The sequence below is a fragment of the uncultured Arthrobacter sp. genome, assembly GCF_947495145.1.
Lineage (GTDB): Bacteria > Actinomycetota > Actinomycetes > Actinomycetales > Micrococcaceae > Arthrobacter_D.
Genome location: NZ_CANLXP010000008.1, coordinates 143,158 through 165,303, shown reverse-complemented (window position 1 = coordinate 165,303; position 22,146 = coordinate 143,158). Strand labels below are relative to the sequence as shown.

The window sequence follows — 22,146 nt, the reverse complement described above, 5'->3', positions numbered from 1 at the left end:
ACGCGCATTCACAGGAAACAACTTGACCATCAAACGCTCCATCAATCAGAGCGTTGCTTCGACCATATGACTTTGCCGCGCTCAAAAGGGGTGTGTCCTGCGAACTCATGGGGTCAGGACGCGCCGAGCAGTCGCGCCAGGGCCGCAGCACCCGCCCCCACCAGTACGACGACGAGGAACGGCGCCCGGAGCAACAGCGCCACAGCGGCCGCCACGAGGGCGGCAAGGCGCGCGTCCAGCACCAGCGACTGACCGCTGGAGAAGGTATTGACGGCGGTCAGCGATGCCAGGAGCCCGATTGTCAGCGTTCCGGCGACGCGGGTCGTCCGCGGGTTCTCCATGAGGCGCGCGGGAACCAGGTAGCCGGCGAGCTTCGTGACATAGCTGACCGCGCAGGCGATCAGGATCCAACCCCAGAGATTCACGGCCGTCCTTTCGTGGGGTAGGGCTCGAGGTCGGGTTCAAGACCTTCCCGGGAGGGCCCGAAGCTGAACCAGCCGAGCAGGGCTGCCACGGCGGCGGCCACCAGGATCGGCACTCCGGGCGGAGCGAACGGAACCGCGAGGAGCGTGACGAGCGCGCAGACGACGGCGATCGCGGCCGGTTCGCGTGCCTTCAGCCGCGGCCATAATAGGCCCAGGAATGCGGCGACGGCTGCTCCGTCCAGCCCCCACTGCGCCGGATCTCCTAGCGCATTGCCCAACAGTGCGCCGACCAGCGTGAAAGCATTCCACAAAACGTATGTACCGAGCCCGGCCACCCAGAACCCCCGTGTCTGCTCCTGACGCTCGCTCTGCCCCGTGGCGGTAGCGGTCGACTCGTCGATGGTCACCTGTGCCGCCGCTAGTTTGCGAAGACCACTCGGCCGGAGCAGCGCGTTCATCTGCATCCCGTAGACAGCATTGCGGATACCTAGCAGGGAGGCCGCCGACATGGCCGCCGCTCCGGTTCCGCCGCCGCCCACCACCCCGATGAAGGCGAACTGGGACCCCCCGCTGAACAGCAGGAGGCTGAGGGCCATCGTCTGCAGGAGATCGAGCCCGGAAGCCACCGAAAGCGCTCCAAAAGAGACGCCATACAAGCCGGTCGCCACGGCAATCGACAGTCCAACCCGCACAGCCGGGGATCTCGAAAACTCCACCGGCCAAGCGTATGCCGAATTCAGCGGGCGCTTCACTTCGAGGGCCATGGCCGCAATACTGAAGAAGGTCAGCATACTTATCAGCTCATCCTTAACGAACCGAGGAGTATCGATGAAGGCACTTACCTGGCAGGGAAAGCGGTCCGTGAGCGTTGAGGAAGTCCCGGATCCACGTATTGAGGACCCGTCCGACGCCATTGTCCGCATCACCTCGACAGCCATCTGCGGATCGGATCTCCACCTGTATGAGGTGTTGGGGCCCTACATGCACAAGGGTGACGTCCTCGGGCACGAGCCCATGGGAATCGTGGAGGCCGTCGGCAGCAGCGTGACCAACCTCAAGCCCGGCGACCGCGTGGTCATCCCCTTCAATATCTCCTGCGGGCACTGCTGGATGTGCAATAGCGGGCTGCAGTCGCAGTGTGAGACGACGCAGGTCCATGACCAGGGGTCAGGTGCCGCCCTGTTCGGGTTCTCCGAACTCTACGGTTCGGTCCCGGGCGGACAGGCGGAATATCTGCGCGTGCCGCACGCCGACTACGGACCGGTCAAAGTAGGAACCGAACTTCCCGACGAGCGGTATCTCTACCTGTCCGACATCCTGCCCACCGCCTGGCAGGGTGTCCAGTACGCGGACGTGCCCAGCGGCGGCACGCTGGCCGTCTTCGGCCTGGGCCCTGTTGGGCAGTTCGCGAGCAGGATCGGCAAGCACCTTGGCCAGCGCGTCATCGCCGTTGAACCTGTGCCCGAGCGCCGCGCGATGGCCGAACGCCATGGCATCGAGACCATTGATTTCACGAAGGACGTGGGCGATGTCCTCCGCGAGATGACCAGCGGCCGCGGACCGGACGCCGTTGTCGACGCCGTCGGCATGGAGGCGCACCATTCCCCCGTCGGGGCCTTCGCGCAGCACGCCGTCGGGCTACTGCCCGACGCGCTGGCCAGGAAGGCCATGGAAACGGCCGGGGTGGACCGGCTCAGCGTGCTTCACGCTGCAATTGACTCAGTACGGCGGGGCGGAACAGTGTCCCTGAGCGGCGTGTACGGCGGAACCGCGAGCCCCATGCCGCTACTGACCATGTTCGACAAGCAGATTCAGACGCGCATGGGTCAGTGCAACGTCCGTCGATGGACCGACGAGCTGCTTCCCATCGTGGAGGACCCCTCGGATCCTTTGGGCGTCATGGACCTCAAGACGCACGAAGTTTCTCTGGATGAGGGGCCGGCGGCTTACGAAACCTTCCAAAAGAAGCAGGACGGTTGCATCAAGGTGGTACTCAAGCCCTAACCACCCATCGTTCATTCGTCAGGACACGCCCCTTATGAGCTTCCATAAGGGGCGTGTCCTGCCAACTCAACGCGCGGGGGAGACCTGCTGGGCCTCGTGGATCGCGTCGGCGGCCCGCACCAGCGCAAGGTGGGAGAACGCCTGCGGGAAGTTTCCGGCCATCCGGTTGTTCTCGGCGTCGTACTCCTCGGACAGCAGGCCCAGCTGATTGGCGTAACCGACCAACTGATCCATGAGGCTTCTGGCGTCATCCAGGCGGCCGGTGTGCGCGTACTGCTCGACAAGCCAGAATGAGCAGGCGAGGAACGGGTGCTCCCCCGGCGCCAGACCGTCGATCGCAGACTCGGTGCGGTATCGGAGCAGCAGTCCGTGAGCATCGAGGAGCTGTTCCTCCATCCGCGACACCGTACCGAGCATCATTGGATCGTCATAGCCAACGAACCCGACCTGCGGCAACTGCAACAACGACGCATCCACCAGCGCGCTTCCGTAGAACTGCGTGAAGGAATTGGTTTCGCGGTCGAACCCCTGCTCCAGGATCTCCGTGCGGAGCTGATCGCGCAGCTCTTCCCAGCGGTCCGCCTCACCCTTGAGCCCATGCTCCCGGACTGCGCGGGCGCCGCGATCGAACGCAGCCCACATCATCACCCGTGAATGGGTGAAGTACGCGGGCTCGCCGCGCATCTCCCAGATGCCGTGATCCTTGGCGTTCAGGTGTTTCTCCAGGAAGCCCAGCAGCGCATGCTGCAGCGGCCAGGAAAACTCGTCTTCCTGCACGCCGCGCTTACGCAGCTTCTCCAGGGCCACCATTACTTCACCGACGACGTCGGCCTGGTACTGGCTCACAGCCCCGTTACCCACGCGGACGGGGGCTGAGTCGGCGTAGCCGGGAAGGTGGCCGAGAACCTTTTCCGGCAGGTTGCGTTCCCCTGAGACGCTGTACATGATCTGCAGATCTTCAGGATCGCCCGCGACGGCGCGCAGGAGCCAGTTCCGCCACCCGGAAGCTTCATCCTCGTAGCCGTGGGTCATCATGGCTTCAAGCGTCAGGGCCGCATCACGAAGCCAGCAGAACCGGTAATCCCAGTTTCGTTCGCCGCCGAAAGCCTCGGGCAGGGAGGTCGTGGGAGCCGCAACGATGCCGCCGGTATCTTCGTGTGTCAGCGCACGCAGCACCAGGAGCGAGCGCTTGACGATTTCGTCGTACTCCCCCTGCTTCTCGCAGCTTTCCGCCCAGTTCTGCCAGTAGTCGATGGTTGTCTTGAGCGTGATGTCGAAGTCCAGTGGTGTGGGCTGCGGACGATGCGAGGGGTACCACACCAGCTCAAGATCCACAGTCTCACCGGCTTCGACGGTGAATTCGCCTGCGTGGCGGTGGTCGGCAGCTCGCGGAAGGTGGGTGCCGCGGAGGAGCAGGGCGTCAGGACCGGCCATTGCCAGGATGCCCGGTCCGCCCTCTTCGTGGGTGCGCCGCACCCATGGCAGGACTTCGCCGTATCCAAAACGCACCACGAGTTCCTGGCGCATCGGCACCGATCCGCTGACGCCCTCGATACGGCGTGCCAGGGAGGCACGGCGATCATGGATAGGCATGTAGTCGGTCACGAGGACTTCGCCCGCCTCGGTCCGCCAGCGGGACTGCAACACGAATGTTGAGTCGATGTACTTCCACTCCACCAGGTCCGCAATACCGGCAGCGTGGGCCGGGGCTACCAGCCACCGCCCGTGGTTCTCGTTGCCCAAAAGGGCTGCGAAGACAGACGCCGAGTCGAACCGCGGGTAACAGAGCCAGTCAACGCTTCCTCCCCGGGAAACGAGCGCGCCGGTGTGGAGATCGGAAATCAGCGCATAGTCCTCAATCGGCATAGCCATGCGTTAACTCAATCACACTGGTCTGGTCCGGGGGCCCTGTTCAGCCGCCGAAGAACCTGCGCCGGCCGGTTGGTGGTGATTTCCTGGACGCCAAGCTCGCGAAGGAGGTCGACGTCGTCGTCGTTATCGACCGTCCACACCCGAAGCCGCAGCCCGGCAGCCAGCCATCGTTTCACCCGCTCGGGATGTGCGCGCACGTATTTGATGCCCGGCCCCGCGATTCCCACCGCTCCGCTTGCAATGATGCGCTCACCCTCGTGCAGCGCACGCCGGAGCAGGTTCATCACGGCGGCGGCCGTGAGCGGTCCGAGTGTCTCCCGCACATCTTTGGGCTGGACGTCGGCCACAAGCTGACAGACGACGTCGGCAGGGACACGCTCCAGGAGATGCCGTACCGAGTCAGGATTGAAACTCATGAAGCTGATGTGCAGGTTGGCCAGGCGGGAGGTCTCCGGATCGTAGCCCTCCCGCATCAGGAAGGCTATGAGCTTTTCCTCCAGCTTGAGACCGAAGGGGCTTGGGTGCTTCAGCTCGATCGCCAGCTCCAGTTGGCGCCCATCCGCGCGCAGCAGATCCACCAGGTCCTCGAGGGTCAGGAGCTGGTCGGCCACACCGCCATACTCGGGCGGGATATTGGCTCCCTTCCACGACGCGAAGTCCAGCTCGCGCAACTGACGCATCGTGTGGTCTCCCACATCGCCCGTTCCACTGGAGGTGCGGTCGAGTGTGGTGTCATGAATGCACACCAGTTCAAGATCTTCGGTGAGGTGGACATCGCATTCGACGCCGTCTGTTCCCTCGGCGAGCGCCTGCAGAAAGGCGGCGCGCGTGTGTTCGGCGTACTGCCCGCTTGCGCCGCGATGTGCGAAAACCACGTGCTTCACCGCTTGTTGTTCTGCCACAGGCCTTACGCTAGCGAATCGGCGGGGTGACTGTCCTAAGGGACGGCTGGTTAGATGGGAAATTCAGCATCGATGCGGAGGACTAAGTGAGCATTGCGTTGACCGATACGGAGCGCGCGGCGGGTCTGAGGCGGATGAAGACCGTTGCTACGGGCCTGCTTGCCCTCATGGCGGTGATCTTCCTGGTTGCGTTCGCGCTGCAGGACCAGTATCCGTGGCTGCAGTATGTGCGTGCAGCCGCAGAGGGCGGAATGGTGGGTGCACTGGCGGACTGGTTCGCGGTGACGGCCCTGTTCAAGTACCCGATGGGTCTGAAGATTCCCCATACGGCGATCATTCCCCGCAAGAAGGATCAGATCGGCACGTCGCTCGGGCAGTTCGTCGAGGAGAACTTCCTCTCGGAGTCCGTAGTGCAGCAGAAGCTGTCCTCCCTCGGCCTCGCACAGCGCGCGGGCTCCTGGCTCGCCCGCCCCGAGGGCGCCGACCGGGTTGCAGTGGAGGGCGCCGCCCTGATCCGCGGCGCCTTCACGGTACTCGATGACGACGCCGTCCAGAAGGTCATCGAATCAATGGTGCGCAAGCACGTGGTTGACCCTCCGTGGGGCCCGCCGGTTGGTCGCATGGCCGCCCGCATCTTCGAGGAGGGCCATCACCACCGCCTCGTGGACCTGCTGGTGGACCGTGCGGCCGAGTGGGTGGACACCAATTACGACGTCGTCTCCCGCGTCGTGTCCCAGCGCTCCCCCACCTGGGTTCCCCACTTCGTGGACGGACTCGTGGGAGACAAGGTTTATGTTGAGTTCCTCAAGTTTGTGCGCGCGGTCCAGGCGGATCCCCAGCACGACGTCCGGCTTTCCATCGACAAGTACCTCAAGGACCTCGCGCAGGACCTGCAGCATGATCCGGTGATCATTGCCAAGGCTGAGGAGATCAAGGCCGGCATTCTGGATGACCCGCGCGTTCACGACGTCGCGGCGCGCGCCTGGTCCACCGTCAAGACAGCACTGCTGGAGGCGGTCAACGACCCGGACAGCGAGCTGACCCGCAACTTCAAGGCTGCCGTGCGGGACTTCGGGCGGCGCCTTACCACCGACGAGGACCTCGCCGGGAAAATCAACCGGTGGGTTTCCGACGGCGCCGGTTACCTGGTTCGGACCTACCGCAGTGACATTGCCGGCATCATCTCCGAGACGGTTGAGCGCTGGGACGCCGAGGAAACGTCGCGGAAGATCGAACTCCAGGTGGGCAAGGACCTTCAGTTCATCCGGATCAACGGCACTGTGGTCGGCTCGCTGGCAGGCTTGGCAATCTTCGCGCTGGCGCACGCACTGTTCGGTTGATTCTCAGATCTTTCCGTCGCTCTCCGGTGCCGGGAGCTTCTCAAGTTCGGTGAGGAGTTCGCCGGGGATGACCGTGGGTGGCGGACCGAAAGCTTCCCGGGTGGCGTCGATGACCGTGCGCCCCATCTTGTGGTTGGCTACACCGCCGACGGCTGCACCCACTCCAAACGGCAGCGCCCGTCCGAGCAGCGCGCCGCCCTGCCGGGCGAGCATGCGCTTCAGGAAACGCTTCCGGATGCTGGCACCGATGCCGCGCACTGCTGACGAGGACATCGATCCTCCAACCACGTTGCCCCAGTGACGGGTCACGCCCCCCGCCGAGGAGCCGATGGTTGCCTGGATCAGCGCCGAGCCTTCATCTCCCATGAGGATGGCCATGACCAGGGTGCGTGTCCGTTCGGGGTCTTCGGTGGAAATGCCGTGAAGCTCCGCTACTGACTGCGCATAGAGCGCCGTGGCTTCCAGGAAACCGATCGTGGCAGCGGCCGAGAGGCCCAGCGAAACAACTGTGCCGATTGCAGGTACGACGGCGGTGCCACCCACCGCAGCGCCGGCCGTTGTAATTGCAACGAGATAGTCCCGCTCCAGCTTCGCGTTCAACTCGGCGGCGGTGGCGGACGGGTCTTTCTTGCGCAGCCTGCGCAGGTTAGCGAGAACCAACGGCCGCTGAATGTCGATGGCACGTTCCACCGCGCGTTGAATACCCGGTTTCGGCCGACCGTCGCGATCGAATACTGCTCCGCTCGCAAATTTTCCCGCGGGATTAAAGGGTCCCATTGCTGATCCTTCCGTCACGTTGTTCAAGTCTGGGTGAGGGGCCTGACAGCCACGTAAAACGCCCCGCCGGATAGGGCCGACGGGGCGTTTTAGTCGAGTCGCCCGAATTAAGCGTGCGAACGATTCTTGGTGATTGCTCCGTAGATGAGGAGAACGATGATCGCGCCGCCAATGGCCAGCAGCCACGAGGAGATAGAGAAGAACTCATCCACACTGACGTTGAAGAGGAGGTTACCCAGGAAGCCTCCCAAAAGGGCGCCGATCACGCCGAGGATAAGCGTCATGATCCAACCGCCGCCCTGCCGGCCAGGCAGGATCAGTTTGGCGATGGCGCCCGCAATAAGACCGAGAAGAAGAAATGCCAGAAAATTCATGAAGTGCTCCTTTATCGAACTTCCAACTGCGCAACGAGTTTGTCGATTCCGACGATGCACCGGAGTGCAACTGCACACCACCCTACTTCATAAGTTCGCTTAGTAATAGCCAATAGTCCTGCTGGTGCATCCATTAAACTCCCGCATGGGGACTTTGCAACCCCCCGTAATCAAAACTTCACCAGCAGCAGCTTGGGCACGAAAGCAAGGGGCACATTTCGGCCGGTACGGCTCCCACCACCGGAAGCCAATGCCAGTATGCTCATTACATAGCGCGCTAATTTCCTGAAGCGGGTCAAATCAAGGAGTAGTTGGTATGAGAATCGGTTCCTCCATCGTCCTCATTGCACTTGGTGCAATTTTGGCTTTCGCCGTCGCAGACAATCTGGTCAGCTTTGTAGACCTCACCCTGGTGGGCTACATCCTGATGGGCGTCGGCGTCCTCGGGCTTATCATCTCGCTCGTCATGAATGCACCGCGGAACCAGAAGCGCGTCAGTGAATCACGCACGGTCCAGGATCCCAGCACCGGGGAGCGGATCACACGGAACGAAACCCGCGACGGCGGCATCTAATCCTGGCTACACACCCGGGCTGACGCGCAGCCCGGCACGCCCCAAAGCCACCTGACCCTTCCGGTCAGGTGGCTTTGCCGTTTAACCCCCACTCACGGACATCTTCTTTTCCTTCCGTTTCCCATTGACAAGCAAATACAAGCAAAGATAGAGTCACCTAAACAGAAATTGGTGTGATGCCAGTCACGAGCGAAGGGGCGCGATGTTTGCCGAGGAACGCTACAACAGGATCGCGGCGCTGGTTGCGTCAGAGGGTCGGGTATCGGTCGCTCAACTGGCCGATCGGTTCAACATCACGAAGGAAACCGTGCGGCGGGACCTCGCTCTGCTGGAGAACGACGGAATACTGCGCCGTGTCCACGGCGGAGCGGTCCCGGCCAACACCGCAAGCACCAGCGAACTCAGCCTGACCAGTCGTGAAGGCCGCAACCAGGCGGAGAAGATCCGAATTGCCAAGGCGGCCCTGGGGATGGTTCCAGCTGAGGGCTCCATCGTCCTCGACGGCGGAACCACCACCGGCAGCCTTGCCGCGCTCCTAGCTCAGGAGTCTTTAGACCAGCTCCTCATCATCACGCACTCAGTACCGGTGGCTTCCACTCTCATCGGCTCCTCCCTGCAGCTCGAGTTCATCGGCGGGCGCGTGCGCAGCCTGACCAGCGCGTGTGTTGGCAGCGGCACCGTAAGCAGGTATGGCGGCCTCCGCCCCGACGTCGTCTTCATCGGCACCAACGGAGTGCACCCCGAATTCGGACTCAGCACGCCGGACCCGGAGGAGGCTTCCGTGAAGTCAGCAATCGTTCGGTCAGCGCGCCGCGTCGTCGTGCTGGCCGACGCATCCAAACTCAATGCGGAAACACTCGTCGGTTTCGCGGATCTCACCGAGATTGATGCTCTCATCACTGACGTCCAGCCGGACGCCGCGCTCACTCGCGCACTCGCCGAGGCGGACGTCGAGCTGGTGGTCGCATGATCATCACGCTCACGGCCAACCCCAGCCTTGACCGCACGATCGAGTTGGCCACCCCGCTCGCCCGCGGCGTGGTGCAGCGCGCAACCGCCAATCACCAGGAATCCGGCGGCAAGGGCGTCAACGTCTGCCGTGCGCTTTCTGCAGGAGGAGCCGAGGCTCTCGCGATCCTCCCGGGCCATGCTGATGACCCTGTCCTCACCGGTCTCCATGCCGCCGGCGTCCCCTACCGTAACCTGCCGATCACAGCAGCGCTGCGAAGCAACGTCACCATTACTGAGCCGGACGGCACCACCACCAAGATCAATGAACCCGGCCCGGCACTGGACCAGCGGGAAGCCGACTCGCTCATTGACCTGGTGGTGAACCTGTCGATGAGCGCAAGCTGGCTGGTTCTGGCAGGATCCCTGCCGCCGGGGCTGGCGCCGGACTACTACGCAGCAGTGGTTCGAGCTGTTCGGGCACGCCACGGCGACCGCGCTCCCCGGATCGCGCTTGATGCATCCGAATCCGCGCTCATTGCCGCGATCGACGGCAATGCGGCTCCGGACCTGCTCAAGCCGAACGCCGAGGAGCTCTCCCAGCTCACCGGCCTCGGCCAGAAGGACGAGCTCGAAGACCAGCAGGATCTCGCCGTCGAAGCAGCCACCCGGCTGCTCGCCCGCGGCGTCGGTACGGTGCTTGCGACCCTTGGCGCCAAGGGCGCCCTACTGGTTTCCGCCGACGGCGCGTGGCACGCCCAGCACCCACCGATCACCGCAATCTCAACCGTAGGCGCCGGCGATTCCGCCCTCGCGGGGTACCTCCTGGCCCAGACCAGCGGCGCCCGCGCTCCCGACTGCCTTCGCCAGGCGGTTGCCCACGGCTCGGCTGCCGCCTCCCTGCCCGGTTCCACAGTCCCCACCCTGCAACAAACCACACCGGACGTCGTCACCGTCCGGGCACTTTCCCCAGCGAACACCCCCCTCCACCCATAACCTCCGAAGGAATCCCCATGTCCGCAATGATTACGCCCGAACTTGTCGTCCTCGACAAGTCCCTGGGCAGCGACCGCGCCGGAGTTATCCGCCGACTCGCCGAACTCGTCGTGGCGCAGGGACGCGCCAGCCAGGTGGAAGGGCTTTTCGCTGACGCGCTGGCCCGCGAGGAGAAGACGGCCACGGGGATCCCCGGCGGCATCGCCATCCCGCACTGCCGCTCAACTGCCGTACTCGAACCCACGCTGGCAATGGCCAGGCTGGAACCGAAGGTCGACTTCGGCGCCAAGGACGGACCGGCAGACCTGGTGTTCTTCATCGCTGCTCCGGAAGGCGCCGACCAACAGCACCTCAAGCTCCTGTCGAAGCTCGCCCGCTCCCTGATCAAGAAGGACTTCACCGCCTCGCTGCGCTCAGCTGCTTCCGAGCAGGAAATCGTTGCACTGGTGGAGGAAGCGCTTGAACCGGCACCGGCCAAGCACGAGGGTGGCGCCACATCGGTCACGCCGCCGGCCGCCGACGCTGGAACCAACACCTCTCCGGACGCAGCCCGAACCAAACGGCTGGTCGCCGTGACGGCGTGCCCCACCGGCATCGCCCACACCTACATGGCGGCAGACTCGCTGGTGGCGGCCGCCAAGGAGAAGGGCATCGATCTCCAGGTCGAAACCCAGGGATCTTCGGCTTCCACCCCCCTTGACCCGTCAGTGATTGCAGCGGCTGATGCCGTGATCTTCGCCGTCGACGTGGATGTCCGTGACAAGCACCGCTTCGCCGGTAAGCCGGTCATCAATGCGCCGGTCAAGCGCGGCATCGACGAACCCGGCGTCATGGTCGAGGAAGCGCTCGCTGCTGCGGACAACCCCAATGCCCGCCGCGTGGCTGATTCCTCTACGCCGGGGTCTGATGACGACGGCCCAAGCGAGGGTGTCGGAGGACAACTCAAGCGCGCGCTGCTCACCGGCGTCAGCTACATGATTCCCTTCGTCGCAGGCGGCGGACTCCTCATCGCCCTGGGCTTCCTTCTCGGCGGATACGACATCACCGGGTTCGCCGACGACATGGTGGTCAACAACAGCCTCTGGAATCTTCCCGCGGAATTCCCCGAGACGGCGCAGGGTGCGCTCGGTGCATACCTCGGTGCCGTGTTCTTCAAGATCGGCTCCCTCTCGATGGGCTTCCTGGTGCCCGCCCTTGCCGGGTACATCGCCTACGCCCTTGCTGACCGCCCGGGTATAGCGCCGGGCTTCGTAGCGGGTGCCGTCGCCGGCTTCATGGGCGCCGGCTTCCTCGGCGCGATTGTCGGCGGCCTCCTGGCCGGCTACGTCGCGATGAAGATCGGCAAGCTGTCCGTCCCGCGCTGGCTGCGCGGCCTGATGCCGGTGGTCATCATCCCGCTGGTGGCGTCCATCGTCGCCTCCGGTCTCATGATCCTGGTCCTGGGCGGTCCGATCGCCGCCCTCACTGTCGCTCTCAACGACTGGCTGTCCGGTCTCACCGGCACCGGAGCTGTGCTTCTCGGTATCATCCTCGGTCTCATGATGGCGATCGACCTGGGCGGTCCCATCAACAAGGTGGCCTATGCCTTCGCGGTGGCAGGCCTCGGTGCAGGCTCGGTGGACAATCAGGCTCCGTGGCAGATCATGGCGGCCGTCATGGCAGCCGGAATGGTCCCGCCGCTGGCCATGGCCCTGGCAACAGTTATCGACCGGCGTCGTTTCTCCCTCGCCGAGCGTGAAAACGGCAAGGCGGCGTGGCTCCTCGGGTCCGCGTTCATCTCTGAGGGCGCCATCCCCTTCGCTGCAGCCGACCCACTGCGCGTCATCCCCGCAAGCATGCTGGGAGCCGCTGCCACCGGCGCCCTCATCATGGGCACGGGAGTCACCTCCCAGGCACCGCACGGCGGAATCTTTGTATTCTTCGCGATCGGCAATGTCGCTATGTTTGTTGTATCGATCCTCGTAGGCATGGTTGTCTCGGCACTTGCAGTAGTGGCACTGAAGCGGTTCGCCGTACGCAAGCCGGCACCGGCGGCCGCCTCTGAGTCGGTCACCGCCTAGTCCCGAACTGAGGAGTTGGACCATTGAGCACTTTCGCAGGCGTAGGAGTGAGCCCCGGCAGGATCGTCGGGCCGGTGCGGCAGATGCCGCGACCGGTATCCGAGCCGTCCGTCGGGGAGAAATGGAAGCAGCGGCACGTCCGCGTCCGTACGGATGTCGAGCACAAACGGGCGGTCGGCGGCGAGCGCTCGATCCCAGGCGGTGCCGACGTCGTCCGCGTTCTCCACCCGCATCCCGTCCAGGCCGAGCAGTTTGGCGTACCCGGAGTAATCAACGTCAGGCAATGTCTGACTGTCCTCGAAACGCGGCTCCGATTCGGTTTCCCGCTGCTCCCAGCTGACTTCGGCCAGGTCGAGGTTGTTGAGGATGCAGATGGCGAAGACCGGGTTCTCCCAGGCCTTCCAGAGCCGGCTGACGGTGATCAGCTCAGCGATTCCTGTCATCTGCATGCCGCCATCGCCCGTGAGGACCACCAGCGGTCGGTCCGGCGCGGAAAGCTTCGCCGCCAGACCGTACGGAAGCCCGCAGCCCATGCTTGCGAGCGTGCTCGACAGATGCGCCGGCACACCCGGCGGCAGGTGCAGTTGCCGTGCGTACCAGTACACGCAACTGCCGACGTCGATAGCCAGTTGGGCGTTTTCCGGAAGGCGTTCGTTGAGCTCCCGGACAGCGCGCTCCGGATTCAGCGGTTTGGCGGCGGTCATGGCGCGGGCCTCGCTTAAACTCCGCCAGGCGTCGACATGGCGCTCGACGTCGGCACGCCAGCCGATGCGCCGCTCAACCAGAGGCAGGAGCGCCCGGAGCGACTCAGCGGAGTCGCCCGTGACAGCCACTTCCACCGGGTACCGGTTTCCGATCGCCTTGGCGTCACTGTCGATCTGTACCGCGCGCGCCGACCCCGGCGGCGGGTAAAACTCCGTCCAGGGGTCATTCGATCCGACGATCAGCAGCGTGTCGCAGTTCGCCATCGCCCAGCCGCTGGCGCTCGTTCCCAGATGCCCCATGGTGCCCGCCGCCCAGGGCAGGGTCTCGTCCACATAGGGTTTCCCGAGCAGGCTGGTGACGACGGCGGCGCCCAGCTTCTCTGCCAGCTCTGCCACCTCTGCCTGAGCGCCCCGTGCGCCCTGCCCGACCAGCAGCGCAAGCTTCGATCCGGCATTCAGGAGGGCGGCGGCGTCGTGCACGTCCTGCTGCTGCGGCACCACTGTTCCCGGGCTCCAGAGCGGTGCGGAGGGGATTACCCCGTGTTCATGCTCCAGTTCCGGCGCCGGCTCCTGCTGCACGTCGTGGGGCAGGATGACGACGGCGGGAGACCGGGTGGCAAGGGCGGCCTTGAACGCCCGGTCGATCACCATGGGAGCCTGGTCAGGACTGTTCACCTGCTGCCGGAAGCCCGAGGCGACGTCCTTGAACAGGCTCTGCAGGTCAATCTCCTGCTGGTAGGCGGAGCCGAGTACCGTCTGGCTCTGTTGCCCCACGATGGCGACTACCGGAACGCTGTCCATCCGCGCGTCGTACAGCCCGTTGAGCAGGTGCACGGCGCCGGGCCCCTGGGTGGCGAGCATGACGCCGACGCGCCCCGTGTACTTGGCGTGGCCGACCGCCATGAAGGCGGCGTTCTCCTCGTGGCGCGCCTGAATGAAGTCCGGCGACCCGGCGCGCCGGAGCGCGCCGAGCACCGGGTTGATTCCGTCGCCGCTGTAGCCGAATACCCGGTCGACGCCCCACGCGCTCAAACGCTCGACGACGGTATCGGCTACCAGCCGCTCCCCCATCAGCGGGCTGCAGGCACCGTAGGGCCAACCGGCCAGCGCAGCAGGGCCGCCACCGGCCCGCCGTCGAGCGCGCCCGAGGGGAACAGCGCCACTTCAGCGTCGGTCAGCACCGCTGCCCGCAACAACGACGACGGCGCCGGCACCTCCCCGAGCACAGGTGCGCCCGCCGTCTCGCCGTCGACCTCAGCTGTCCACGGCTCCGATCCCAGGGCCAGCAGCCGGTGCCCGTTGAGGCCCTCGCTCTCAAGGAGCAGTGTGTCGACCTGCGCCTGCTGCAGCGCGTGCACCACTGACCCGATGCCCTCCGTCGACTCCGGATTCGCCCGCGCCTTCTGGTTGTTCAGACGCTCGAGCAATTGGGTCTGGCGGCGCGCAATGCACTCTGCGACCCGTTTGCTGATTTCCTGCGCGTAGGCTTCCTTGTCCGCTCCTTCCGTGCGGCTGTGGCTTTCAACAACGGAGAGGACCTCCTTGGACTGCTCGCTCAGTTGTTCGGCCACAAGGTTCCGTGCGCGGATGTCACCGGCGACTACCAGCAGCCGGGCGCGGCAACTCCGAACCACACGGTCGATCTCGCCCGCGATGTCAGCGGCGTTCGCCTTCCAGATGTTTTCGGTCCGGTGCTGGTAGCGGCCCTGCGACCATCCGCCGCTCGGTACCTTCTTGAGATTCTCGGTGTCGCCCTCGATATGAGTCATCTCGTCGTCGTTCAGGCTGTTCGCGTGGCGAAGGTGGATTTCACCGCCGTCGCGACCCACTTCGGCCACCACGTAAGCGAAATCGTCCGGGCGATGCCACAGCAGCGGGCACAGGTTCGGCACCTCGTTCACGGAAGTGAACTCCGGCAGGGCGAGCGGCCCGGGCAGGAACTCATCGAGTTCCACCTCCCCGTTCGCCACGATGATCAGCCGGGCCACGGGGTCGGGCAGGCCTTTCGCCGATTGGCGGAGCGCTTCAGCGACAGCCTTGCGGTCCTCCTTGGAGGCTCCCGCCCCCTCAAGGACGGTGGCGATGTTATCCGGCCGGACGTCGTCGGCATGGAGCGAGTCCACGGTTCCGGTGCTGGCATCTGTATAAACGGTCACCCACGGACCGGGCTTCCGATAGAGGTCTGCAAACATGTGCAGGGTACTGGTCACTGCGCCTCCTCGTCGTAGTTGCTGACCTTGTCTTCGACCGATTCGGTGAGCGGCTCCTCCGAACCGGACGCGTCCGCCCCGGTTGCTGGTTCACTGCCGGAATCAGAATTCGGGGCGTTTCCGGCTTCGAGGTCCACGCCGTCGTCGATGGTTTCGGTTTCACGCCAATCCTCGGCCCGGGTCGGATGGCCGCCCTGCACGAGTCCCTGCGTTTCGTGTTTCATCTGATCGTCCACGTGGGGACCGTGGGTGGTGTTTCCCCGCTCTGCCATGACGTACCTCTTTCTCGTCGTTGCCGGTTTCGTCTGACTCGAAATGCTAAGGTTACTTACGGTCTATCATCCTCTGAGCTGGAAGAAAAGACCCCCTCAGCTGACAAGGTAACAAGATGCAGATCACGCTGAAAGAACCCGCCCGTTATTCAGACCGCGAGGACGCCGGCCGCTCCCTTGCAGCCGCACTGGAACCCGTTCTTGCAGCGATCGAACCGCTTATTCTCGCGCTTCCGCGCGGCGGTGTTCCCGTAGCTGCGGTGGTGGCAGACGTGCATCGGGCGCCCCTCGACGTCGTCATGGTGCGCAAGATCGGCGTCCCCGACTATCCCGAATTGGCCATGGGCGCCATCGCCTCCATCGGCGGGCGCATCGAGACTGTGCGCAACCCCCATGTGCTGGATGAGGTCCGGGACCCTGAGGGTGCATTCGCGGCCGTTGCTGCCCGCGAAGAGGAGGAGCTCGCTCGCCGCGAAGCTCTCTACCGCGAGGGCCAGGAACCGCTGTCCGTTGCAGGGCGCTGCGTGGTGATCGTCGACGACGGCGTCGCAACCGGAGCAACAATGCGCGCCGCCATCACGGCCGTCCGTGCGCAGGGAGCGGACCGGGTTATCGCCGCGGCCCCGGTCTTCCTGTCATCCGCAGCTGATTCCGTCGGCGAACTGGTGGACGAGCTGATCAGTCCCTGGCCGGGCACCAACCTCTCCGCCGTCGGAAGCGCCTATGAGGCCTTCCCGCAGGTTTCCGATGACGAAGTCCGCCGGTTGTTGCAGAAGGCACGTGGGCGTAGCTTGGGGACCATGACGGATTACTCAGACCTCCCCGAGTCCTATCGCGCCTACCTCGCCGGCCTTGACGACAGCACGGCGGCGGCGCTGATGCCCGTCCTCAAGCAGTCGGTGGCCGGGGGTGAGCACGGCGTGCTGATCACTACCAACCTTGGCCCCGATACACAGGCCGAGGTCTCCCCCGAAGTTCCCTACGGCGAGGTCCGCGAGACAGTCCGCTAGCCGGTGCCACAGCAAGGCGGCGGCCTGAGCCGAAGCGGGCCGCTCACACGCTACCGGCTTGCGCCAAACCCGGGGCCGATGAGCCTGGACGGCACGAACTCCTATGTCCTTGCTGCGAAGGGCTCGGATGGGGTCGTGGTGGTCGACCCCGGTCCGCTCGACGAGGCACACCTTGCCGCGCTGCAGTCTTCCGGGCCGGTGGAGCTGGTGCTCATCACCCATCATCACCGGGACCACACCGAGGCAAGCACCCGTTTTCATGAGATGACGGGGGCACCGGTTCGCGCCTTCGACCCTGCCTATTGTCATGGTGGCGACCCGCTGCGGGACGGTGAGGTTCTTTCTGCAGCCGGGGTGCGAATCAACGTCCTCGCTACTCCTGGGCACACCGCCGATTCGGCATGCTTCCATCTGCCCGACGACGGACCCAACGGCTCTGTCCTTACCGGAGACACCATTCTTGGCCGGGGCACTACCGTGCTCAGCTACCCCGACGGAACGCTCGGCGACTATCTCCGCTCCCTCGATGTGCTCGAGTCGCTGGGCGAGGCAACGGTTCTGCCGGCACACGGACCGACGCTCCCAAATCTCGGGGAAGCCGTCCGCGACTACCGGGCGCACCGTCTGGGCAGGCTTGAGCAGGTCCGCGCTGCACTGCTGACGTTGGGACTCTCAGCGGCGAGCGCCGACGTCGGCTCTGTCACTGACCGCGTGTATGCGGAGGTCGATCCGTCTGTGCGCCGTGCCGCCGAGCAGTCGGTGGCGGCGCAGCTGCACTACCTGCGTGAGGAGCAGTAGCCCGACCGCGCGGCTGCGGAGCACCGGACGGGTCCGCCAGATGGACAACGCCTCCTCGGACGGACACGCACAATGGAATCGGCGAGAATGAACCCATGGCTTCCCTACTGCCTCGTGATACCGCCGTCGTCGCTTCCGGAGCCGTGCATGTTCCCGACTGGCTCAGCCTCGATCGCCAGCGCGAACTTATTGCCGCATGCCGCGGCTGGGCCGCCGGACCGGTGCCCATGCGGCACACCCGAATGCCGAACGGATCCCGAATGTCGGTCCAGACGGTCTGCCTCGGCTGGCACTGGGTGCCCTACCGCTACACCAGAACAGCGGACGACGTCGGCGGCGGACAGGTCGCCGGGTTCCCTTCGTGGCTGGCCGAGTTGGGGCGCGACGCCGTCGAAGCCGCCTACGGTGAGCGGGACGCGGCCTACGAACCGGACGCGGCGCTGATCAACTTCTATGACGCCTCGGCGAAGATGGGCATGCATCAGGACAGGGAAGAGAAGTCGCTCGCGCCGGTCGTGTCGCTGAGCATCGGGGACAGTTGCGTATTCCGGTTCGGGAACACGGAGAGCCGGAACAAGCCCTGGACTGACGTTCGCCTTGAGTCCGGTGACCTGTTTGTATTCGGCGGCGAGTCGCGGCTGGCGTACCACGGGGTGATGAAGACGTTTCCGGGAACAGCCGATCCGGCATTGGGACTGGACGGGCGGCTCAACATCACGCTGCGGGTGACGGGGCTCTGAGGTTGGCTGGCTCCGGAATCGCCGGTTGAGGGCAGGATCGCCGCTTCGAACCGGCGACCCTGCCCCTACTCGGCGTCTTTGAGGATCACACCAACAGCCCGCGCACGTAGGCAGCCTGGCCCGCGTGCTGCAGGCAGTCCTCGACGACGCTGACCAACCGCACCCGAAGAGTGACCGGCGGATCCCACGAGGTGTCGATGATGCGATTCAGGTCCGTCTCGTTGAGGTTCTCGACAAAGCCCATGCTGCGGTCGTGAACCGCGCGGTGGTACTCGACGAGCAGTTCGGCGGAGTCCACGCGGACCTTGTCGACATCCTCCGCTGAATGGCCGTACCCGGTATCCTCCCGCGGCAAATCCAGACCGAACTTTTCAGCCCACCCGTCGGCCAGCCACAACTCATCGCGCTCCGCGGCGTCGGCCAGGTGATTGTCCAGCACACGGGTGAGGTGCCAGACCAGCCAGGCGACGCTGTTCCCCGGCGCTCCTGAACCGCCTGAGCCTCCTGAGCCGCCTGAGCCGTCGCCGAGACTCGGCCGGTAGGCGAGCTGACCGGCGTCGAGCCCGTCCACCGCCCGGGTTACCGCATCGGGAATTCGCCCGAAGGCCTCAACCAGCACGTCGCTTCCACTCATGCGCCCCAGCCTAGTCACAGACAGAAGCGCCGGAAAGGTACAGGATCGTGGAGGGTCGACACCACGAGCGTGCACCTTTCCGGCGCGTTTGCCCCCAGTGAGGCCCAGTGCCTACAGGTACGGCTCCACGAGCGACTCGTAGCGCTCCTTCACCGTCGCCAGCACCGAAGCAGCCGGCGAATTCCAGATCTCCTGATTGAAGATCTCCACCTCGACGGGTCCTGCATACCCGGTCGCAGCAACCCAGCGGGTGATCGTCTCGAAGTCGATGTAACCGTCACCCATGTACCCGCGGGACAGCAGCGCATCGGCCGCGATCGGCAGATTCCAGTCGCACACCTGGTAGGAGGCGATACGACCTTCGACACCGGCACGCTGGACCGAGGACTCCAGCGCAGGGTCCCACCACACATGGTAGGTATCGACGACGACGCCGACGGTCTCCGCCGGGAACGGTGCCGCGAGGTCCAGCGCCTGGCCCAGCGTCGAGAGCACCGCGCGGTCCGCCGCGTACATCGGGTGCAGGGGCTCGAGCACCAGGCGCACATTGTGCTCCTGGGCGACGGGAACCAGCTCGGCAATGCGGTCGGCAACGCGCTGGCGTGCAGCCGCAACGTCCTTGGCACCCGGCGCCGAAGGATCGACGGCGGTGCCGCCGATGAGACCGGCAGCTGCGGGCAGTCCGCCCACCACCATGATCAATTCACGCGTGCCCAGCGTCGCCGCTTCGACGATCGCCTGCGTGTTGTCGGCAAGGGCGGCTGCCTGGCCCGCTTCGTCGGCGGCGGTGAGGAATCCGCCGCGGCATAAACTTGAGACGGACAGTCCGGCTTCGGAAACGAGCCGGGCCGCCTTGTCCGGGCCGGCCTCCGCAACGCGGTCCCGCCAGAGCCCGATATGCGTCAGCCCGGCGTCGGCGGACAACGTGACCGCCTCCGCGAGCGTGATGTTCTTCGTGGTCGCTGTGCTTAACGAAAGGCGGCTCATGCGCCCACCCCGTAGCTGGCAAGCAGCCACTCGAACCGGTGGGCGGCAACATCCGGGTCAGCGAGCAGTCCGGCCTTGTCCGCCAGGCGGAACGTGTCGGCCAGATGCAGCACGGATCGGCCAGAGTGCAGGCCACCCACCATCTGGAACCCGGGCTGGTGCCCGTTGACCCAGGACAGGAACGCAACCCCGGTCTTGTAGTAGAACGTCGGCGCGCTGAAGATGTGCTTTCCGAGATCCCGGGTGGAATCCAGGACGGCGCGCCCACGGTCCGCCTCGCCGTCGTCGTACGCCTGCAAGGCTGCCGATGCGGCGGGGTAGATCGCCGCGAAGATGCCCAGCAGCGCGTCCGAGAAATGCGTTCCGTCGCCGTGGATGAGTTCCGGGTAGTTGAAGTCATCGCCGGTGTAGAGCCGGACGCTCGCCGGGAGGGCTGCACGCAGGGCGGTCTCGTGGGAGGCATCGAGCAGGGACACCTTGACGCCGTCCACCTTGTCAGGCTGGCTGCGGATGAGGTTGAGGAAAACACCGGTCGCCGTGTCGACGTCGTTGCTGCCCCAGTAGCCGTCCAGCGCAGGGTCGAACATGGTGCCGAGCCAGTGCAGGATGACGGGCTCGTCGGCCTCCGCCAGCAGGATTCCGTAGACGTACTCGTAGTCGGCGGGGCTCTGCGCCACGGCTGCGAGCGCACGGGAGGCCATCAGGATGACCTTTGCGCCGGCGTCGGACACCACCTTGATCTGCTCGCGGTAGGCCTCGACCACGGCGTTCAACCCGGCCCTGCCCGAGGGCAGGCTTGCCAGGTCCAGCTGATCAGTGCCGGCACCGCATGCGAGCAGGTCACGGACGGTCTTGCCGCGCGTTGCGTCAGCGTTTGAGCTGACGACGGCGGCCGCCTCCGAACCGGAGCGGCGGATCAGTTCCTGCGTGGCCGGCCAGTCCAGGCCCATGCCGCGCTGGGCTGTGTCCATCGCGTCGGCAACACCGAGGCCGTAGGACCACAGCTCCCGCCGGTACGCGAGCGTGGTGTCCCAGTCGAGGACCGCGGGCGCACCCGGGGTGTTGTCCGCGGTGACCTCGGGAATTACGTGCGCGGCTGCGTACGCGTGCCGGGCGGTGAGCGGTGCCGTCGGCCGAGCCCAGGCAGTGGCGGCGGCAAGTTCGTAACGCTCGAGCGGTCCGGCTGCGGTGGGGAGGTAAAGCGAGGTCATAGCGTGATCTCCGGAATGTCGAGGGTACGGCGCTCCGCGGAGGACTGCAGGCCGAGCTCAGCGAGCTGGACGCCGCGTGCTGCGGAAAGCAGACCGAAGCGGTGCTCGCGGCCGGCCGACACATCGCGGAGGAACTCTTCCCACTGCAGCTTGAAGCCGTTGTCGAGTTCTGCGTTGGCGGGAACTTCCTGCCACTGGTCGCGGAAGGACTCGGTGACGGGAAGGTCCGGGTTCCACACGGGCTTGGGGGTGTGGGCGCGCTGCTGGGCAACGCACTTGTTCAGCCCGGCGACGGCGGAGCCGTGCGTACCGTCGATCTGGAACTCGACGAGCTCGTCGCGGTAGACGCGCACGGCCCAGGACGAGTTGATCTGAGCAAGCACCGGATCGCCGGCGGAAGTTTCCAGTTCGAAGATGCCGTAAGCGGCGTCGTCGGCCGTTGCCTTGTATTCCTTGCCCTGCTCGTCCCAGCGGGCGGGGATGTGGGTGACGGTGTTGGCGTTGACGGTCTTGACCTTGCCGATGATGCCCTCGAGCACGTAGTTCCAGTGGCAGAACATGTCAGTGGTCATGCCGCCGCCGTCTTCCTTGCGGTAGTTCCACGACGGGCGCTGGGCCGCCTGGTGTTCGCCTTCGAAGACCCAGTAGCCGAACTCGCCGCGCAGGGAGAGGATGCGGCCGAAGAAGCCTTCATCGACGAGGCGGCGAAGCTTCACGAGGCCCGGCAGGTACAGCTTGTCGTGGACAACACCGGCGGTGATGCCGGCGTCCTGCGCAATGCGTGCCAGCTCCACGGCCTCGGCGAGGGTCTCCGCCGTCGGCTTCTCGGTGTAGATGTGCTTGCCGGCGGCCATGGCCTTCTTGAGGGTCGCGGCGCGCAGCGAGGTCATGGAGGCATCGAAGACGACGTCCACGGTGGGATCAGCGATGATCCCCTCCAGGTCGGTGGTCCAGTGCTCGACCTTATGCTGCTGGGCGAGGTCCCGGATCTTCGCTTCATTGCGTCCTACGAGGATGGGCTCAACCTGCACCTTCGATCCGTCAGCGAGGGTGACGCCACCCTGCTCGCGGATGGGAAGGATGGAGCGCAGCAGGTGCTGCCGGTAACCCATCCGGCCGGTGATGCCATTCATCGCGATGCGGATGGTCTTGGTCTCTGTCACGTTGTACTCCCGAAGGGTGAAGAATGTTGGTGGAAAGCGCTTTCCAATATAGAGTGGTGATCGAGACCACGTCAACCCCCTCCCCGATTGAGTGCGCACACCATGAGGCTTCGGCCCTTTCGAAGGGCCGTTATTCGCGCACTCG

22 protein-coding genes are annotated in these 22,146 nt (G+C 65.2%); 9 read left to right on the top strand and 13 right to left on the bottom strand.

What is annotated here, in order from left to right; all coding sequences use genetic code 11:
• Window positions 1-113 precede the first annotated feature (113 nt).
• Together Q0877_RS08365 and Q0877_RS08360 are read right to left on the bottom strand one after the other, a co-directional pair.
• Window positions 114-425 (bottom strand): AzlD domain-containing protein, encoded by a 312-nt coding sequence (locus Q0877_RS08365; RefSeq protein ID WP_299166943.1) that lies wholly within the window; start codon window positions 423-425, stop codon window positions 114-116.
• Window positions 422-1,189, bottom strand: coding sequence for an AzlC family ABC transporter permease (locus tag Q0877_RS08360; RefSeq protein WP_299166952.1), 768 nt, complete (start codon window positions 1,187-1,189; stop codon window positions 422-424). The genes Q0877_RS08365 and Q0877_RS08360 overlap by 4 nt, the downstream gene beginning before the upstream one ends.
• A gap of 64 nt (window positions 1,190-1,253) precedes the next feature.
• Between Q0877_RS08360 and Q0877_RS08355 the strand changes: the two genes are divergently transcribed.
• The gene (locus tag Q0877_RS08355; protein WP_299166942.1) at window positions 1,254-2,429 is read left to right on the top strand and encodes a zinc-dependent alcohol dehydrogenase; all 1,176 of its coding nucleotides are present in this window, start codon (window positions 1,254-1,256) and stop codon (window positions 2,427-2,429) included.
• Window positions 2,430-2,495: 66 nt separating this feature from the next.
• Here Q0877_RS08355 and Q0877_RS08350 read toward each other — a convergent pair whose 3' ends face one another.
• Entirely contained in the window at window positions 2,496-4,301 is a 1,806-nt protein-coding gene (locus tag Q0877_RS08350) for a glycoside hydrolase family 15 protein (RefSeq protein ID WP_299166941.1), read from the bottom strand.
• Window positions 4,302-4,309: 8 nt separating this feature from the next.
• Window positions 4,310-5,203, bottom strand: coding sequence for a glycerophosphodiester phosphodiesterase family protein (locus Q0877_RS08345; protein WP_299166940.1), 894 nt, complete (start codon window positions 5,201-5,203; stop codon window positions 4,310-4,312).
• A 134-nt stretch (window positions 5,204-5,337) separates the two neighbouring features.
• Here Q0877_RS08345 and Q0877_RS08340 point away from each other — a divergent pair, with 134 nt between their 5' ends.
• Window positions 5,338-6,543 carry a DUF445 domain-containing protein gene (locus tag Q0877_RS08340; RefSeq protein WP_299166951.1) on the top strand — a complete coding sequence of 402 codons (1,206 nt, stop codon included), beginning with the start codon at window positions 5,338-5,340 and terminating at the stop codon, window positions 6,541-6,543.
• Window positions 6,544-6,546: 3 nt separating this feature from the next.
• On the opposite strand, the gene Q0877_RS08335 is transcribed toward Q0877_RS08340, so the two are convergent.
• Together Q0877_RS08335 and Q0877_RS08330 are read right to left on the bottom strand one after the other, a co-directional pair.
• The gene (locus Q0877_RS08335; RefSeq protein WP_299166939.1) at window positions 6,547-7,320 is read right to left on the bottom strand and encodes a hypothetical protein; all 774 of its coding nucleotides are present in this window, start codon (window positions 7,318-7,320) and stop codon (window positions 6,547-6,549) included.
• 107 nt (window positions 7,321-7,427) lie between these two features.
• Entirely contained in the window at window positions 7,428-7,694 is a 267-nt protein-coding gene (locus tag Q0877_RS08330) for a GlsB/YeaQ/YmgE family stress response membrane protein (RefSeq protein ID WP_299166938.1), read from the bottom strand.
• Between the two features lie 316 nt (window positions 7,695-8,010).
• Here Q0877_RS08330 and Q0877_RS08325 point away from each other — a divergent pair, with 316 nt between their 5' ends.
• From Q0877_RS08325 to Q0877_RS08310, 4 genes are all read left to right on the top strand, one after another.
• Complete coding sequence (locus tag Q0877_RS08325) at window positions 8,011-8,268, top strand: DUF6458 family protein (RefSeq protein WP_299166937.1); 258 nt, start codon at window positions 8,011-8,013, stop codon at window positions 8,266-8,268.
• A gap of 202 nt (window positions 8,269-8,470) precedes the next feature.
• A complete protein-coding gene (locus Q0877_RS08320) occupies window positions 8,471-9,238 on the top strand; it encodes a DeoR/GlpR family DNA-binding transcription regulator (RefSeq protein ID WP_299166936.1) in 768 nt (255 codons plus the stop codon).
• Window positions 9,235-10,212: a 1-phosphofructokinase family hexose kinase gene (locus Q0877_RS08315; protein WP_299166934.1), complete on the top strand. Its 978-nt coding sequence runs from the start codon at window positions 9,235-9,237 to the stop codon at window positions 10,210-10,212. Before Q0877_RS08320 ends, Q0877_RS08315 begins: the two co-directional genes overlap by 4 nt.
• Window positions 10,213-10,229: 17 nt before the next feature.
• Window positions 10,230-12,272 (top strand): fructose-specific PTS transporter subunit EIIC, encoded by a 2,043-nt coding sequence (locus tag Q0877_RS08310; RefSeq protein ID WP_299166932.1) that lies wholly within the window; start codon window positions 10,230-10,232, stop codon window positions 12,270-12,272.
• On the opposite strand, the gene Q0877_RS08305 is transcribed toward Q0877_RS08310, so the two are convergent.
• From Q0877_RS08305 to Q0877_RS08295, 3 genes are read right to left on the bottom strand one after another with little or no spacing between them, the layout of a single operon-like run.
• Entirely contained in the window at window positions 12,269-14,047 is a 1,779-nt protein-coding gene (locus Q0877_RS08305; RefSeq protein WP_299166931.1) for a thiamine pyrophosphate-requiring protein, read from the bottom strand. The genes Q0877_RS08310 and Q0877_RS08305 overlap by 4 nt on opposite strands.
• Window positions 14,047-15,186 carry a Vms1/Ankzf1 family peptidyl-tRNA hydrolase gene (locus Q0877_RS08300; RefSeq protein ID WP_299166929.1) on the bottom strand — a complete coding sequence of 380 codons (1,140 nt, stop codon included), beginning with the start codon at window positions 15,184-15,186 and terminating at the stop codon, window positions 14,047-14,049. Before Q0877_RS08300 ends, Q0877_RS08305 begins: the two co-directional genes overlap by 1 nt.
• Window positions 15,183-15,458 carry a hypothetical protein gene (locus Q0877_RS08295; RefSeq protein WP_299166928.1) on the bottom strand — a complete coding sequence of 92 codons (276 nt, stop codon included), beginning with the start codon at window positions 15,456-15,458 and terminating at the stop codon, window positions 15,183-15,185. Before Q0877_RS08295 ends, Q0877_RS08300 begins: the two co-directional genes overlap by 4 nt.
• Before the next feature lie 116 nt (window positions 15,459-15,574).
• On the opposite strand from Q0877_RS08295, the gene Q0877_RS08290 reads away from it, so the two are divergent.
• The 3 genes from Q0877_RS08290 (at window position 15,575) to Q0877_RS08280 (ending at window position 18,006) form a co-directional block, all read left to right on the top strand.
• A complete protein-coding gene (locus Q0877_RS08290) occupies window positions 15,575-16,468 on the top strand; it encodes a phosphoribosyltransferase (RefSeq protein WP_299166927.1) in 894 nt (297 codons plus the stop codon).
• Window positions 16,469-16,471: 3 nt separating this feature from the next.
• Window positions 16,472-17,266 (top strand): MBL fold metallo-hydrolase, encoded by a 795-nt coding sequence (locus tag Q0877_RS08285; protein WP_299166926.1) that lies wholly within the window; start codon window positions 16,472-16,474, stop codon window positions 17,264-17,266.
• A gap of 95 nt (window positions 17,267-17,361) precedes the next feature.
• Complete coding sequence (locus Q0877_RS08280; protein WP_299166925.1) at window positions 17,362-18,006, top strand: alpha-ketoglutarate-dependent dioxygenase AlkB; 645 nt, start codon at window positions 17,362-17,364, stop codon at window positions 18,004-18,006.
• 85 nt (window positions 18,007-18,091) lie between these two features.
• On the opposite strand, the gene Q0877_RS08275 is transcribed toward Q0877_RS08280, so the two are convergent.
• The 4 genes from Q0877_RS08275 to Q0877_RS08260 form a co-directional block, all read right to left on the bottom strand.
• Window positions 18,092-18,640, bottom strand: a complete 549-nt coding sequence (locus Q0877_RS08275; RefSeq protein ID WP_299166924.1) for a mycothiol transferase — start codon at window positions 18,638-18,640, stop codon at window positions 18,092-18,094.
• Between the two features lie 111 nt (window positions 18,641-18,751).
• On the bottom strand, window positions 18,752-19,627 hold the full coding sequence (locus tag Q0877_RS08270; protein ID WP_299166922.1) for a sugar phosphate isomerase/epimerase: 876 nt from the start codon (window positions 19,625-19,627) through the stop codon (window positions 18,752-18,754).
• The gene (locus Q0877_RS08265; protein ID WP_299166921.1) at window positions 19,624-20,838 is read right to left on the bottom strand and encodes a dihydrodipicolinate synthase family protein; all 1,215 of its coding nucleotides are present in this window, start codon (window positions 20,836-20,838) and stop codon (window positions 19,624-19,626) included. The genes Q0877_RS08270 and Q0877_RS08265 overlap by 4 nt, the downstream gene beginning before the upstream one ends.
• A complete protein-coding gene (locus Q0877_RS08260) occupies window positions 20,835-21,971 on the bottom strand; it encodes a Gfo/Idh/MocA family protein (protein ID WP_299166950.1) in 1,137 nt (378 codons plus the stop codon). Before Q0877_RS08260 ends, Q0877_RS08265 begins: the two co-directional genes overlap by 4 nt.
• Between the last annotated feature and the right edge of the window lie 175 nt (window positions 21,972-22,146).

Bases quoted from the DNA above. Each gene is read 5' to 3' on its own strand.
- Q0877_RS08360 (WP_299166952.1), bottom strand. From the start codon at position 1,189: ATGGCCCTCGAAGTGAAGCGCCCGCTGAATTCGGCATACGCTTGGCCG.
- Q0877_RS08355 (WP_299166942.1), top strand. From the start codon at position 1,254: ATGAAGGCACTTACCTGGCAGGGAAAGCGGTCCGTGAGCGTTGAGGAA.
- Q0877_RS08350 (WP_299166941.1), bottom strand. From the start codon at position 4,301: ATGGCTATGCCGATTGAGGACTATGCGCTGATTTCCGATCTCCACACC.
- Q0877_RS08340 (WP_299166951.1), top strand. From the start codon at position 5,338: ATGAAGACCGTTGCTACGGGCCTGCTTGCCCTCATGGCGGTGATCTTC.
- Q0877_RS08335 (WP_299166939.1), bottom strand. From the start codon at position 7,320: ATGGGACCCTTTAATCCCGCGGGAAAATTTGCGAGCGGAGCAGTATTC.
- Q0877_RS08330 (WP_299166938.1), bottom strand. From the start codon at position 7,694: ATGAATTTTCTGGCATTTCTTCTTCTCGGTCTTATTGCGGGCGCCATC.
- Q0877_RS08325 (WP_299166937.1), top strand. From the start codon at position 8,011: ATGAGAATCGGTTCCTCCATCGTCCTCATTGCACTTGGTGCAATTTTG.
- Q0877_RS08320 (WP_299166936.1), top strand. From the start codon at position 8,471: ATGTTTGCCGAGGAACGCTACAACAGGATCGCGGCGCTGGTTGCGTCA.
- Q0877_RS08315 (WP_299166934.1), top strand. From the start codon at position 9,235: ATGATCATCACGCTCACGGCCAACCCCAGCCTTGACCGCACGATCGAG.
- Q0877_RS08310 (WP_299166932.1), top strand. From the start codon at position 10,230: ATGTCCGCAATGATTACGCCCGAACTTGTCGTCCTCGACAAGTCCCTG.
- Q0877_RS08305 (WP_299166931.1), bottom strand. From the start codon at position 14,047: ATGGGGGAGCGGCTGGTAGCCGATACCGTCGTCGAGCGTTTGAGCGCG.
- Q0877_RS08295 (WP_299166928.1), bottom strand. From the start codon at position 15,458: ATGGCAGAGCGGGGAAACACCACCCACGGTCCCCACGTGGACGATCAG.
- Q0877_RS08290 (WP_299166927.1), top strand. From the start codon at position 15,575: ATGCAGATCACGCTGAAAGAACCCGCCCGTTATTCAGACCGCGAGGAC.
- Q0877_RS08280 (WP_299166925.1), top strand. From the start codon at position 17,362: ATGGCTTCCCTACTGCCTCGTGATACCGCCGTCGTCGCTTCCGGAGCC.
- Q0877_RS08275 (WP_299166924.1), bottom strand. From the start codon at position 18,640: ATGAGTGGAAGCGACGTGCTGGTTGAGGCCTTCGGGCGAATTCCCGAT.
- Q0877_RS08270 (WP_299166922.1), bottom strand. From the start codon at position 19,627: ATGAGCCGCCTTTCGTTAAGCACAGCGACCACGAAGAACATCACGCTC.
- Q0877_RS08265 (WP_299166921.1), bottom strand. From the start codon at position 20,838: ATGACCTCGCTTTACCTCCCCACCGCAGCCGGACCGCTCGAGCGTTAC.
- Q0877_RS08260 (WP_299166950.1), bottom strand. From the start codon at position 21,971: ATGAATGGCATCACCGGCCGGATGGGTTACCGGCAGCACCTGCTGCGC.